Below are 13284 nucleotides of genomic sequence, written 5' to 3' on the forward strand. Positions count from 1 at the left end.
GCCGTCCACGACCGGGTGCGCGGCGTGCACCGTCGTCGCCGGGCCGCGATCGCGTGCGGTGCGGCTGCCGTGCTCGTCGGCGCGATCGTCGGGCTGAACCTGCCCGGCCGGGACGAGGCACGCCCGGCGGATGACGGACTGACGGGGCCGAAGACCCTGACCTCGACCGGCTACACCTACGACCTCGCCGCCACCAAGACCGGCGAACACGACGTGACGCTCCGTCTTCCGAAGTCGGACCAGCCGCGCCTGGTCAGCTGGGGTGCCGAGGACGACGCCGGCCGACCGCTGAGCGTGGAGGCATTCGGTGAGAATCCGTTCACCTCCACCGCGGATGACTTTGGCGACTTCTACCTGGTGCTGCCCGGAGAATCTGGCGCCATCACCGTCAGCGGCGCCCCCGGCGAGCTGGCGGTCTCGACGTACACACTGTCCGCGGCCGTTCCCGACGGGGTCACCAAGGACGGTTCGACCTTCCGACAGACACTCGGCATGTGGCAGTTGGTGAGCGCGGAGATCGGAGACGTCGGCGATCCCGAGATCAGCAAGGACGTCACCCTGCCGGCCGGCCCGATCCGGATCGGCGACCTCTGTGCCGGTCTGCCCAAGGGCCACTGGGTCAACCTCTCGGTGGACGGCGAAGGGATCAGCTTCGGGGGCAGCAGCAACTGTCAGGAGACCGGGTTCGACCCGGACTCCGGCGAGTACTCCACGTATCCGCAGGGCGGTCTCGGCACCCCGGGCGCCACGGTTCGGGTGCGGATGTGGATCTCGACGAGGATGGGCGACACGGCTGTGGTGCCGGCTGGCGAGGTTCCCGACATCCGCCTGGGATTCGCGTTGCGCGGGGCGCTTCCGGAGTTCGCCGGTGTGAGGTACGACGAGCCCGAGCCCGTCATGGAGTCTGCCGGCCACACCTGGCGGGCAGCCACGTCGGGCGGGGCGTCGGGCAGCGGTCCTGTCGGTGTGGACGTCGGCGGTGCCGGGCCGCACCTGGCAACCGTGAGCTTCCGCAACAGCGCGCCCGTGCGCTACGCCTACTTCGTCACCGTCGACGGCGAGCGGCGGCCACTCGGCGAGTCCGCGTGGTTCGATGTCGACGGGGCCACCGGTTCCACCGGCGAGATCAACGTCCCTGCTGGTGCCGAACGGTTGACCGTCGAACCGTTGCGGGGTGGCACGCCGGACCTGCAGACCACCGTCACGATCTACGAGCGGGTGGACTGACCGCACGCTGGATACGCTGGAGGCATGAGCCTGCCCGACGCGCGCACCTCACCCACCGAGGAGACTCCCCGATGGGTGAGTGCCGCCGCGACGATCGGCAGTTTCGTGGCGCTGCTGTGGGTGATCGAGCTCGTCGACACAGTGATGAACAACCGGCTCGACGCCGAAGGCGTGCGTCCCCGAGAGACCGACGGGTTGCTCGGCATCGTCTTCGCCCCACTGCTGCACGCCGGCTGGGGTCACCTGGCCGCCAACACCCTGCCGGCCCTGGTGCTCGGGTTCCTGATCCTGCTCTCGGGCCTCCGCACCTGGCTGGGCGTCACCGCCATCGTGTGGGTCGTCGGTGGGGTCGGCACCTGGTTGACCGGTCAGGACCACTCCGTGCACATCGGCGCCTCGGTGCTGGTCTTCGGGTGGCTGGTCTACCTGCTTGTGCGGGGGTTCTTCTCCGGCAAGGTCGGTCAGATCGCGCTCGGCGTAGTCATCCTGGTCATGTACGGCGGCATCCTGTGGGGAGTGCTGCCCGGTCAGGAAGGAATCTCGTGGCAGGGGCATCTCTTCGGTGCCATCGGCGGCGGGATCGCCGCCTGGCTGCTCGCCCAGCGGGCGGCGTCGGAGCCGCGGGCTCCGCAACGCGACCCGATGGTGTGGTGAGTCAGAGCGTGTAGAGCGCCCTGACCCGGTCGTCCCGCAGCCACAGGCCGCCCCAGACCAGGACCGCCATCGTGAAGGCGAAGACGGAGCCGAAGACCGGCTGGTCGTCCAGGAACAGGTTCACCGAGATCGCGCCACCGAGGTAGCCGGTGATCAACACGGCACCCAGGACGGCGGTGCGCGGGATCAGGTGGACGATCAGCGCGATCCCGAGCGAGATGCCCAGCGGAAGGCTGAACCACTCGGGTGCGCCGTACTTCTCGTTCCAGTCCTGTGCGGTCTGCACATTGAGCAGGTGGCTGATCGAGTCGACGGCGAGGAAGGCACCGACCAGGCCGGTGATGACCAGGCCGACGGTGCGTCTGGTGCTCCGCGTGCCCTTCGTGCCGGTGCGGGTGCCAGTGCTGGTGGAGGTGCTGGTGTGGCCTGCGACGCGGGTGGTGGTGCTCATGGCGAGGTCTCCTGTGGGGTGGGTGAGCCGATGCCATGGAGACCGAGCACGCCCCGGGAATTCATCGTCGGCGGATCTGGTTTCCGCCAGACCGGCGCCGCCCGGTAGTCTTGTCTGCTTGGTTCTTGTGGTTCTCCGAGGGGTGGTCCTGCGTTGTCCGATGACGTTGCCGTGCGTGAAGTTGCCGCGGAACAGGCCTTCGTCGACCGCGTCTATCGACAGTTGGGGGAGTCGACCGCGGCTGCCCAGCAGCTGGCCCGCGAAGGGCACGACCGTGGTCGGTTGGGTCACGAGGGTGGCCTGGTCGAACGCGACGCGATGGTCTTCCAGGCCGCGAAGCGGATCGCCCAGCTCGACGCGGCCCATGAGGGGCTCGTCTTCGGGCGCCTCGACATGCGTCCCGAGCTCGACCCGGAGCCGCGCTACGTCGGCCGCATCGGTCTGCGTGACGCCAACCGCGACTCGCTGCTGATCGACTGGCGCGCGCCTGCCGCTGCGGTGTTCTACCAGGCCACCGCGGCCGAGCCGCACGACGTCGTACGCCGTCGGGTGCTGCGCGCCGCGGGCCCGAAGGTGACCGGCGTCGAGGACGAGCTGCTCGACGACTCCGTCGACACCGACCTGCCGATCGTCGGCGAGGGCGCGTTGATGGCCCAGCTCTCGCGGGCACGCGACCGGTCGATGCACTCGATCGTGGCCACCATCCAGGCCGAGCAGGACAAGGCGATCCGGGCACCCTCCAAGGGCGTCGTGGAGATCTCAGGCGGACCGGGCACCGGCAAGACCGTGGTCGCGCTCCACCGCGCCGCGTTCCTGCTCTACACCGATCGGCGCCGTTACGAAGGCGGCGGCGTGCTGATCGTCGGGCCGTCCGGCGTCTTCATGCGCTACATCGAGCGGGTGCTGCCCTCCCTGGGCGAGACCGCGGTCGCGCTGCGGTCCCTCGGCGAGGTGGTCGACGGCGTCCGCGCGACCCGTCACGACGAGCCGGCCGTGGCCGACGTCAAGGGTGCCGCGCGCATGGCTGAGGTCGTACGCCGGGCCGCACGCCAGGCGGTGCCCGGTGCGCCGCGCGAGTTCCGCATGTTCTACCGCGACGACCGCATCGTGCTCGACCGTCAGGTGCTCGGCCGGCTGCGTCGTCAGCTGCTCAACCAGGGTCTCCGCAACCGTCAGATCCCCCGGGTGGCGATGACGCTGCTCGACGCGATGTGGCGTCAGGTGCGTGGCGAGCGCGGCCGCGAGCGCGGCCGCGACGCGTTCAACGACGAGATGCTCGGCAACGACGGGTTCCTCGAGTTCGCGTTGCGCTGGTGGCCGCCGCTGGACGCGCCGCAGGTGATGGCCTGGTTGCGTGACGCGGACTTCCTGGCCCGGGTCTCCGACGGCATCCTCACCCAGGAGGAGCAGACGCTCCTGCACAAGAGCTGGTCCGAGCAGCTCTCCATCGAGGACATCCCCCTGCTCGACGAGGCCCGCTATGCGCTGGGTGACCTGCCCGAGAAGTCCAAGGACGGCGACGAGTTCTCCGACCATCTCGGTGGCGACCTGCAGGAGCTGACCACGGCCTCCGAGCGCGAGTTCGCCACCGGCCCCTCGTGGAAGCCGCCGACGAACCGCATCGAGGACGACCCGTTCGCCCATGTGCTCATCGACGAGGCGCAGGACCTCACCCCGATGCAGTGGCGCATGGTGGGTCGCCGTGGCCGGGCTGCGTCGTGGACCATCGTCGGCGACCCGGCGCAGTCGTCGTGGCCGGTCCCGGCGGAGTCCGAGTCGGCCCGCCGTACCGCTCTCGAGGGCAAGCAGGTGCACGCGTTCCACCTCTCGACGAACTACCGCAACTCCTCGGAGATCTACGAGTTCGCCGCGGGCTACGCCTCACGGGTCGGCCTCGACGCCGACCTGCCCACGGCGGTCCGGTCGACCGGCATCGCCCCGACGGTGATCGGCCCCGTCGACGACCTCGAGGCGTCGGTGCGCAGCGAGGTGGCCCGGCTGTCGAGTGAGGTCTCCGGCACCGTCGGCATCGTGGTGCCGGCGGCCCGGCGGGCCGAGGTCAACGCGTGGCTGGCCGCGTGGCCGGAGTTCGCCGCCGACGCCCCGTCCGCTGCCGCGCCCGGTGTCACGCCGAGCGGCGAGGACCGCATCGTCGTCCTGACCGGTCTCGACACCAAGGGGCTGGAGTTCGACGGCATCGTGGTGGTGCGACCGCAGGAGATCGAGGACGAGTCGCAGACCGGCCGCGCGGTGCTCTATGTCGTGCTCACCCGCGCCACGCAGTTGCTCACCACCGTCAGCTGATCGAAGGCGTTAGGGTCGCTGCCATGAGCGAGCAGCCTCCCTACCCGCCCAACGACCCGAACCAGCCCGGCTGGGGCCAGCAGCCACCGCCCGGACAGGGCCAAGGGGGGCAGCAACCCCCGGCGGGGCCGCCCGGGTGGGGCCAGCCTGCCGGCTACGGCGGACCTCCCGGCCGAGCGCCGTACGACGCCCCGAGCGCGATCGGCTACGGCTGGAAGGCGTTCACCCGCTTTCCGGGGGCGCTGATCATCGCGGCCCTGATCGTGCTGGCCGTCCCGATCGCGATCCAGGTCGTCGGCGTCGTCGCCGGCGACGGCTCCTCGGGCTTCACCTCGGGCACCGAGTTCGAGTTCAACCCGATGGCGTTGGTGCTCAACCTGGCCAGCACGATCGTGAGCATGGTGCTCGGAGCCGCCATGATCCGCCTCGCCCTCGACGTGGTCGACGGGGCCGAGCCCAGCGTGGGCACGATGTTCTCCCGCCTCAACCTGGTTCAGGTGCTGATCGCGGCGGTCGTGCTCGGCATCGTCACCACCATCGGTCTGGTGCTGTGTGTGCTGCCCGGTCTGGTGGTCATGTTCCTGACCTTCCTGACCAACTACTTCATCGTCGGCAAGGGTGAGGACGCCTTCACGGCGATCAAGTCCAGCGTCTCCTTGACCACGGCCAACGTGGGTCAGCTGCTGCTGCTCGCGCTGCTCTGCTTCGTGTGCATCATGGTCGGTGCGCTGGCCTGCGGTGTCGGCCTCCTGATCGCCTTCCCGGTGATCACGGTCGCGACGGCCTACACGTTCCGCACGCTGCAGGGGGAGCCGGTCCGCCAGCTCTGAACCGGGTGAGGCTCAGCCGACGAAGCCGGACTCGAAGGCCAGGATCACGGCCTGGACCCGGTCCCGGACACCCAGCTTGGCGAACACCCGGGTGACGTAGGTCTTCACGGTGGCCTCGCTGAGGTGGAGGTCTGCGCCGATCTCGGCGTTGGAGAGGCCACGGGCCATCGCCCGGTAGACCTCGCCCTCGCGCTGGGTGAGGGTGTCGATCGCGCCCCGCCCGCGATCGGCCGGTGGGGTGCGTCCGACGTACGCCGTGACGAGCCGGCTCGTGACTGACGCGGCGAACACGTGGCGGCCGGCGGCCGCGTCGCGGATGGCCGCGGTCAGCTCACCCGGGGGTGTGGTCTTGAGCAGGAAACCCCGGGCGCCGGCGCGCAGGGCGCCCAGCACGTAGTCGTCGAGGTCATACATGGTCAGCATCACGACGGCAGCCTCGGGCCGGGCCCGGCGCACGGCGGTCACCCCGGCCAGGCCGTCGTGGTCGGGCATCTGCACGTCCATGAGTACGACGTCCGCACGGTGCTCGACGGCAGCTCTCGCCGCCTCACGTCCGTTGGCGGCCTCGCCGACGACGAGCAGGTCCGGCTCGGCCTCGATGATCGCGCGCAGGCCGGCCCGGATCAGGTCCTGGTCATCGGCGATGACGACACGGCTCATGGTGGTCGGGCTCTCCCGTGGGGACGCTGGGTCACGCGAGCATCCCACAGGCGCCGGGGGCCGGGTGCCGGTTTCGCCAAGCCCGTCGACGCCTGTGGTCACGGGTCACCGCCTGATGCGCGTCGTCCTCGCGTTCAGCACCACGACCCGGTGGCCGGGCCGAGCCAGCGTCACCCGCAGCCTGAGCCGCTTGCCGAGGTCGGCCCTGCGCAGCACGTAGGTCCTCGAGGTGGCCTTGCGGATCACCGTCGTGCCCCGCAACCACTGGTAGGAGACCCGGGTGGCGTCGGGGCTGGTGCCACGGCGCAGCGCGGTCCCGGTCAGCGACGGACGCAGCCTCCGGGACAGGCGAGCGACCCCCTTCACCTGCAGTTTCCGGGCACTGGCCCAGCGCATCGTGGCCGCGACGGCCCTGCCGACGACGGTGACCTGGCTGACGTCGGTGACGCCGGGCTTGGACGCGGTCTCCCGCACCGAGACCACCTGACCGACATCCTTGAGGCCGACCCGGTAGGTGAGCGCGGTGGCGCCGCTGATGGGTGTCCCGTTGCGCAGCCATTCGACGCTCACGACCGCCGGGTTGCCGTCGTACGCTCCCGGGGTCGCGGTGAGCGTCCTTCCGAACACCGCGGTCCCGGTGACCGTGGGCGCCGAGACCTTGGCGAGGTCGTCGGGCAGCACCGTCCTGGCGGGGGTCAGGGCCGAGCCGGTGGAGTGGCCCGGGGTCGCGGCGGTGACCCGCACGCGCACGGCCTTGCCGACCTGGGCGGGGGAGGGAGTGAACTGGCTCGAGGTGGCGCCGGCGACGTCGACGCCGTCCACCTGCCACTGGTAGATGTGGCTCGAGGCCGCAGGCGACCACGTTCCGGTGCTCACCGTGACCGGGTCGCCGACCTTCGGGTCGCCGGAGAGGGTGGGGGTGGAGGTCGCGACCAGTCCGCTGCCCACGGCGACGACCTTCGCCGCCGAGTAGTCGACCTTGGTCTCGCAGGTCTCGCGCGTGGCGATGACTCGGAGCACCAGCTCCTTGCCGTAGGTGCTGGCCGGCAGCGCCGGCGAGGTCAGGGCGCCGCCACCGGCGACGGCGGTTCCGTCGACCAGCCACTGGTAGGAGAACGTGGTCGGGTTGCCCGCCCAGGTGCCCCGCGTTCCGGTCGCCGTGAGCCCGACGCGCGGGGTGGCCGTCGTGATCGTCGGCTCGCTGGTCGGTGCGATCCCGCAGAGCGAACCGCCCCCGGGGCCCGGCAGTTCAGGCTCCTCGCAGTCGAGACACGGCCGGGCCGCGGCCGGAGCCGCGGTGAGGGAGAGAGTGAGAGCGGCGGCGGCCAGGGTGGCCAGCATGCGGCCGCGCGGTGGGAGGGAGGACATTGTGGTCGGGCTCCTTCGAGCTGGGAATCATCGGTGTCCCCAGCGTTGGGCACGAGCCGGGGCCAGCGACATCACCGCAGGGACCAACCTGGGACTCCGATCGCATGACAACAGCCCGCGCCTCTGCGACCTTCGTCGTGCGGCGACGAGACGAACGGATGACCCGGTCGGCGAGACCGGCCCTCCCCGGTGGGCGGGGTCGAGACCGAAGGTGGACGCGCGGACGCCGACCGGGAGGACAGAATGGTCGCCACCCCCGACCGGTGAGGAGAAGCATGGCCAACCCGCGTGGTGCCGTCCTGCGGTTGCTCGCCGACCGCGAGGTCGTGGCCATCGCCGGCTTCTGCACGATCTGGGCCGTGGTCTTCCTGGTGGGGGTGCCCTCACGCGCCTTCCTCGCCGCGCCCCTGGTCTTCCTGGGCGTGCTGGTGCTGCGGCGGCACCCGCGCACGGGCGCGAGCGTGCTTCTCCTCGCGAGCCTGGTCACCGTCTGGGCGGGCGTTCCCCATGGCCGGGTCGACCTGGTGGCCGCGTTCGCGTTCGCGTTGTTCACCCTCGGTCGGATGGTGTCGAGCCTCCTGACCGGGGCACTGATCACCTTCGGGTACGCCGCCTCCAGCGCGGCCCGCGGCGCCTTCGAGGTCGGTGACCTGGTCGTCTCGTCGTCTGTCTTCGGCGCGATGTGGGTGTTCGGAGTCGTGGTACGCCGACGTGCCCTCAGTGCCCGGGCAGCCATCGCGGAGCTGGATCGGCTGACGGGGGAGGACCCGGACGACTTCACCGCCGTCCGGCTGGCCGAGGAGCGAGCACGGTTGGCCAACGACGCCCTGGTCGGCCTGCGGGGTGCGGTCGCCGACATGCTGGAGTCGGCCCGCCGGGCCCGGCGCGATCCCGATCCGCGGCTGGTCGCGCAGATCCAGACTCGCGGCGCCCAGGCCGTCGCCGACCTGCGGGAGCTGCTCGAGCTGCTCCGTGAGCCACCGCCCGAACCCCCGATGACCGCCGATCCGTTGCCGTCGGCGCGCTCCGCCGAGGTGATCGCGGCCGCGGTCCTCGGCTTGTCCGTGGTGGGCACCATCGCCGGCCTGGTGCATCCTCCGGAGAACCCGGAGCTCCTGCTGCCGTTGACGGTCGGCTACGTCATCAGCTCCTGGCGGGCGGCGACGCACCCGAGTCGTGGGCGGTGGGCGTTGCTCGGTGGGCTGGCGGTTCTGGCGATGCTGCTCGCCGCGCACTTCGGAAGTGCCGGTCTCGGGTTCGTCTTCGTCGCCTTCGCGACCCCGGTCCTGGCCGGCATGGCCTGGGGGGAGCGGGAGCGGATCGAGGCGGAGGCCACGCGGCTGGGCGAGGCCATGCTGCTCAGTCGGGACACGCGTGCCGAGGCCGCCGTGCGCGCCGAACGCCTGCGTCTGGCCCGCGAGCTGCACGACGTCACCAGCCACGCCGTGGGCGTGATGGTGTTGCAGGCGGGGGCTGCGCAGACGCTCCGAGGGCGCTCGGAAGAGAGGTCGGCCGTGGCGCTGGAGCAGGTGTGTGCCGCCGGTGAGGATGCGTTGGCCGAGATCGACCAGCTCTTCGACGTGCTCGACACCCGGGAGTTCGGCGCCGGCGGACGCGCGCACGCGGGACCGGGCGAGCTGCAGGGTGCACTCGAGGAGCTGGCGCGCCGGATGCGCGACGCCGGCCTCGAGGTGGACCTGCGGCTGACGGCGTTGCCGGCCGAGGCGTCACTCACCTCCACGGTGCACCGACTGGTGCAGGAGGGGTTGACCAACGTGGTGCGTCACTCCCCCGGCGCCCAGGCCGTGGTGGAGTCGGTCGAGATCGGCTCGGGCTGGCTGGTGCGGATCAGCAACGACGCGGCTCGCTCACGTTCGTCGTACGACGCCGGCGGTTCCGGAGGGTTCGGTTTGACCGGGTTGGCCGAGCGTGTGGCCGCCTGCGGTGGCACCGTCGAGACCCGCCGTCCGGCCGGGGGCGGGTTCGTCCTGGAGGCCCGGCTGCCGAGGGCCGAGGGTCAGTGGGCGACGCCGTACAGCCGGTCGCCGGCGTCACCCAGGCCGGGCACGATGTAGCCCTTCTCGTTGAGCTTCTCATCCATCGCAGCGGTGACGATGGTCACCGGGATGGTCAGGTCGGCCAGCTCCTCCTCGAGGCGCTTGCAGCCCTCGGGTGCGACCAGCAGGCAGATCGCGGTGATGTGGTCGGCGCCGCGGTCGACGAGGAAGCGGATCGCCGCCGCGAGCGTGCCGCCGGTGGCCAGCATCGGGTCGAGCACGTAGCACTGGCGGCCGGAGAGGTCGTCGGGCAGGCGTTCGGCGTAGGTCGAGGCCTCGAGTGTCTCCTCGTTGCGGATCATGCCGAGGAAGCCGACCTCGGCGGTGGGCAACAGTCGAACCATGCCGTCGAGCATGCCCAGCCCGGCACGCAGGATCGGCACGACCAGTGGCTTGGGAGACGCCAGCTTAACGCCGGTGGCCCGCGCGACGGGTGTCGTGATCGTGACGTCGTCGACGCGCACGTCACGGGTCGCCTCGTAGGCCAGGAGGGTCACGAGCTCGTCGGCGAGCCGACGAAACGTCGGGCTGTCGGTGTCCTGGTCGCGGAGGGTGGTCAGCTTGTGGGCCACCAGCGGGTGGTCGACGACGTGGGTGCGCATGGGAGAAAACCTAGTCGAGTCCGCGTGACGTTTGGGGAAACAGGCTTGGAACCACCCTCAACCTCTGTCACTCTGGAGACCGGAACCGAATGCACGAAACCCCGGAGGGAGGCGTCATGGTCGAGGAGTTGGAGATCGACTTCGCCCTGGCCGCCTACCGGGAAGAGGGCGACTGGCAGTTGCAGGAGCTGGCCGACGTCGCGCTGACGGACCTCGAGACGCTGGCCGCCGGGCTGCGCCGATTCCCGGGCGACGGCGGGACGATCGCGCTGATCGGCTTCGACGAGGACGTCTTCCTGATCGTCCGGGTCACCGGCCCGACCGTGCGGGTGCTGCTCTCCGACATCACCGCCGCCGACGAGTGGGACCTCGCCCGGGGCGCGATCGAGCTCCTCGGTCTGCCCTATCCCGAGGAGGCCGACGAGTCGGCGCCGGCCGGCGACCTCGACATCCTCGGTGACCTCGGCATGCACGCGATGGACATGGGCGTGCTGATCGACGACTACGACCTCTACCCCGACGAGATGCTCTCCGATGTCGCCGGCCGGCTCGGTTTCGGCCCAGCGTTCGACGACGCCGTCGACCTCACGACTGCGTGACCCGTCCTTGACGAGCAGCTCGTACGACGAGGCGATGCGTCTCGCCCTGGCCGAGGCGCGCGACGCCCTCGTCACGGACGACGTACCGATCGGGGCCGTCGTCCTCGACTCGACCGGTGCCGTGATCGGGCGTGGCCGCAACACCCGTGAGGCCGAGGCGGACCCCACAGGTCACGCCGAGGTGGTCGCGATCCGGGCGGCGGCTGCCGCCCGGGGCGAGTGGCGGCTGACCGGCTGCACCCTGGTGGTGACGCTCGAGCCGTGCACGATGTGCGCCGGCGCGATCGTGCTCTCCCGGCTGGACCGCCTGGTCTTCGGCGCGTACGACGACAAGGCCGGCGCCGTCGACTCGTTGTGGGACGTCGTTCGCGACAGGCGCCTGAACCACCGCCCCGAGGTGATCAGCGGTGTGCTCGCCGACGAGAGCACCCAGCTCCTCGACACCTTCTTCCGCACCCACCGTTGACCCACGAGTTGTTGGGTTTCGTGCCGCGAGTTGTTGATTCTGGTGCGTCGAGTTGGTGGTTTTCGCCCGTCGAGATCGCAGTTCTCGTCACCGGTCGCGTAGTGCCGCCGCAGTGGCGGCATCCGCGGGCAGGAACGCCTCGACGGTGAGTTCGGCGACCGAGATGTCGACCGCGGTGCCGAACGTGGTGACCGTGCTGATGAACGACAGCTCACCGGCATCGCTGCGCAGCCGCATGGGCACCGCGATCCGGCCGTCCGGCGGGGCGTGGGTGATGCCGCCCGGGTAGGACGACAACTCGTCGTGCAGCGCCTTCGTGCCGGCCGACCCGGTGACCGCGAACTCGCGAGCCAGCCGGTCGAGCAGGTGGCCGCGCCACTCGGCCAGGTTGACGATGCGTGAGCTCATGCCGTCGGGGTGCAGGCTCAGGCGCAGCACGTTGACCTGCCCGTCCAGCAGCTCAGGGGCGACGTCCGCGATCAACGGAGCCACCGCGTTGTTGGCCTGCACCAGGTTCCAGTCACGGTCGACGACCAGGGCCGGGAACGGCTCGTAGCCGGTCAGGATCAGGTCGAGCGCCTCACGGATCGCGGTCATGTCGTCGTCCTCCAGCGTGCGTTCGTCGTACGCCGGGGCGTACCCGGCCGCGAGCAGCAGGGTGTTCCGTTCGCGCAGCGGCACCTCGAGCTGATCGGCGATTCGCAGCACCATGTCGCGACTGGGCCGCGACCGCCCGGTCTCGACGAAGCTGAGGTGCCGGGTGGAGATGCCCGACTCGTTGGAGAGCTCGAGCTGACTGCGGCGGCGACGCTGCCGCCAGTCCTTGAGGAGTACGCCGACTCCGCCGGCCTCCGGGCGCGTCTCGGTGATCGTCATGGCGCCATTGTGTCGGTCCGAGGTAGTCGACTCCATTACCTCAGACGTCATCGACAGGCCTCGCCGCAGCCGCCACGGTTGACGGCATGACCACTCGAATCGAAACCCAGTCCCTGTCCACCTCGACCACCGGCCGGCCCATGATCGGCAAGCTGCTGCTGCTCGACGCGGGCGTCTCCGGCCTGAACGGCATCGCCTACCTCGCCGGCGCCACGCTGCTCGACGGTCTGCTCGGCCCGTCCGTGCTGACCCTGGAGATCCTCGGCGCCTTCCTTCTCGTCTGGGCCGGCGCCCTCGCCTGGATCGGCACCCGCGACCCCGTGCCGCCCGGCCTCGCACGCGAAGTCATGATCGGCAACCTGGTGTGGGTCGCCGGCTCCGTCGCCGTCGCCTTCGGCCTCCTGTCACTGACCGGAATCGGCCTGATCTGGTGCCTGGCCCAGGCCCTCGTCGTGGCCGGCTTCGCCATCGAGCAGTACGTCGTCCTGCGGGCGCACCGATGAGCGATCCCGTCGACCTGATCGCGCTCATGCCGTTCGCCGAGGCCACGGGCGTCGTCCTCGACTCGGCCGATGCCGACCGGGTCGTCGGCCACCTCGACTGGGCGCAGAGTCGGTGCACCGCGGGCGGCGTCCTGCACGGGGGAGCGTTGATGACGCTGGCCGACAGCATCGGTGCGGTCTGCGCCTTCCTGGGCCTGCCGCCCGGTGCCACCACGGCGACCACGACGTCCAGCACACAGTTGATGCGAGGCGTGTCTGGTGGCACGGTGACCGCCACTGCCCGCCCGCTGCACCGGGGCCGCACGCAGGTCGTCGTCCAGACCGAGCTGTGTGACACCGACGGACGTCTGGTCGCCGTGACCACGCAGACCCAGGCGGTGCTGACGGCGTCCTGATTTCGGCCTCGCGGGCTTGATCTAGTAATCTCTCCGGCGGTGGCGTGTCCGAGCGGCCGAAGGTGCATCACTCGAAATGATGTGTGGGGTCAAACCCACCGTGGGTTCAAATCCCACCGCCACCGCCATGTGATCTCTCAGGAGATCGAGGACAACGGACCTACGGAAACGTAGGTCCGTTGTTCGTTTCGGGCTGGTCCTGGGTGCGGACCGTTCGAGAGGTGAGCCCTGCGGTGGGACCGATCTCCGCACCAGGGTGGTCCCCTACGTGGCCCGGTCACCTGTCGCACTG

General features: G+C 70.6%; 14 protein-coding genes and 1 tRNA gene. 10 read left to right on the forward strand and 5 right to left on the reverse strand.

Going from position 1 to position 13284, the window contains the following annotated elements:
• Together NJ4_RS26020 and NJ4_RS17320 are read left to right on the forward strand one after the other, a co-directional pair.
• Window positions 1-1227: hypothetical protein (locus NJ4_RS26020; RefSeq protein ID WP_169799287.1), on the forward strand; the 1227-nt coding region annotated here is incomplete at its 5' end.
• 24 nt (window positions 1228-1251) lie between these two features.
• The gene (locus NJ4_RS17320; protein ID WP_067437918.1) at window positions 1252-1881 is read left to right on the forward strand and encodes a rhomboid family intramembrane serine protease; all 630 of its coding nucleotides are present in this window, start codon (window positions 1252-1254) and stop codon (window positions 1879-1881) included.
• Window position 1882: 1 nt separating this feature from the next.
• Here the strand turns inward: NJ4_RS17320 and NJ4_RS17325 are convergent, their stop codons facing one another.
• Window positions 1883-2332 carry a DoxX family protein gene (locus NJ4_RS17325; RefSeq protein WP_082748822.1) on the reverse strand — a complete coding sequence of 150 codons (450 nt, stop codon included), beginning with the start codon at window positions 2330-2332 and terminating at the stop codon, window positions 1883-1885.
• A 171-nt stretch (window positions 2333-2503) separates the two neighbouring features.
• Here NJ4_RS17325 and NJ4_RS17330 point away from each other — a divergent pair, with 171 nt between their 5' ends.
• Window positions 2504-4636, forward strand: a complete 2133-nt coding sequence (locus tag NJ4_RS17330) for a HelD family protein (RefSeq protein WP_407668078.1) — start codon at window positions 2504-2506, stop codon at window positions 4634-4636.
• A gap of 23 nt (window positions 4637-4659) precedes the next feature.
• Entirely contained in the window at window positions 4660-5466 is an 807-nt protein-coding gene (locus NJ4_RS17335; RefSeq protein ID WP_067437922.1) for a hypothetical protein, read from the forward strand.
• A 12-nt stretch (window positions 5467-5478) separates the two neighbouring features.
• On the opposite strand, the gene NJ4_RS17340 is transcribed toward NJ4_RS17335, so the two are convergent.
• Window positions 5479-6126, reverse strand: coding sequence for a response regulator (locus tag NJ4_RS17340; protein ID WP_067437924.1), 648 nt, complete (start codon window positions 6124-6126; stop codon window positions 5479-5481).
• Window positions 6127-6231: 105 nt separating this feature from the next.
• Window positions 6232-7494, reverse strand: a complete 1263-nt coding sequence (locus NJ4_RS17345; RefSeq protein ID WP_067437926.1) for a hypothetical protein — start codon at window positions 7492-7494, stop codon at window positions 6232-6234.
• A gap of 275 nt (window positions 7495-7769) precedes the next feature.
• On the opposite strand from NJ4_RS17345, the gene NJ4_RS17350 reads away from it, so the two are divergent.
• Window positions 7770-9569 carry a sensor histidine kinase gene (locus NJ4_RS17350; protein ID WP_067437929.1) on the forward strand — a complete coding sequence of 600 codons (1800 nt, stop codon included), beginning with the start codon at window positions 7770-7772 and terminating at the stop codon, window positions 9567-9569.
• Here NJ4_RS17350 and upp read toward each other — a convergent pair.
• Complete coding sequence (gene upp / locus NJ4_RS17355) at window positions 9512-10153, reverse strand: uracil phosphoribosyltransferase (protein ID WP_067437931.1); 642 nt, start codon at window positions 10151-10153, stop codon at window positions 9512-9514. The genes NJ4_RS17350 and upp overlap by 58 nt on opposite strands.
• 116 nt (window positions 10154-10269) lie before the next feature.
• Between upp and NJ4_RS17360 the strand changes: the two genes are divergently transcribed.
• A complete protein-coding gene (locus NJ4_RS17360) occupies window positions 10270-10752 on the forward strand; it encodes a tRNA adenosine deaminase-associated protein (RefSeq protein WP_067437933.1) in 483 nt (160 codons plus the stop codon).
• 7 nt (window positions 10753-10759) lie between these two features.
• Window positions 10760-11218, forward strand: a complete 459-nt coding sequence (locus tag NJ4_RS17365) for a nucleoside deaminase (protein WP_281178342.1) — start codon at window positions 10760-10762, stop codon at window positions 11216-11218.
• An 87-nt stretch (window positions 11219-11305) separates the two neighbouring features.
• Here the strand turns inward: NJ4_RS17365 and NJ4_RS17370 are convergent, their stop codons facing one another.
• Window positions 11306-12094: a helix-turn-helix domain-containing protein gene (locus NJ4_RS17370; RefSeq protein ID WP_217996904.1), complete on the reverse strand. Its 789-nt coding sequence runs from the start codon at window positions 12092-12094 to the stop codon at window positions 11306-11308.
• Between the two features lie 86 nt (window positions 12095-12180).
• Between NJ4_RS17370 and NJ4_RS17375 the strand changes: the two genes are divergently transcribed.
• The 3 genes from NJ4_RS17375 to NJ4_RS17385 all read left to right on the forward strand — a co-directional run bounded on the left by NJ4_RS17375 (window position 12181) and on the right by NJ4_RS17385 (window position 13120).
• Window positions 12181-12597 (forward strand): hypothetical protein, encoded by a 417-nt coding sequence (locus tag NJ4_RS17375; RefSeq protein ID WP_082748826.1) that lies wholly within the window; start codon window positions 12181-12183, stop codon window positions 12595-12597.
• Window positions 12594-12992, forward strand: a complete 399-nt coding sequence (locus tag NJ4_RS17380; protein ID WP_067437935.1) for a PaaI family thioesterase — start codon at window positions 12594-12596, stop codon at window positions 12990-12992. The genes NJ4_RS17375 and NJ4_RS17380 overlap by 4 nt, the downstream gene beginning before the upstream one ends.
• Window positions 12993-13030: 38 nt before the next feature.
• Window positions 13031-13120: transfer RNA gene (locus NJ4_RS17385), tRNA-Ser, on the forward strand.
• The last annotated feature ends 164 nt before the right edge of the window (window positions 13121-13284 follow it).

This window comes from Nocardioides jensenii JCM 1364 = NBRC 14755, from assembly GCF_001552535.1.
Lineage (GTDB): Bacteria > Actinomycetota > Actinomycetes > Propionibacteriales > Nocardioidaceae > Nocardioides > Nocardioides jensenii.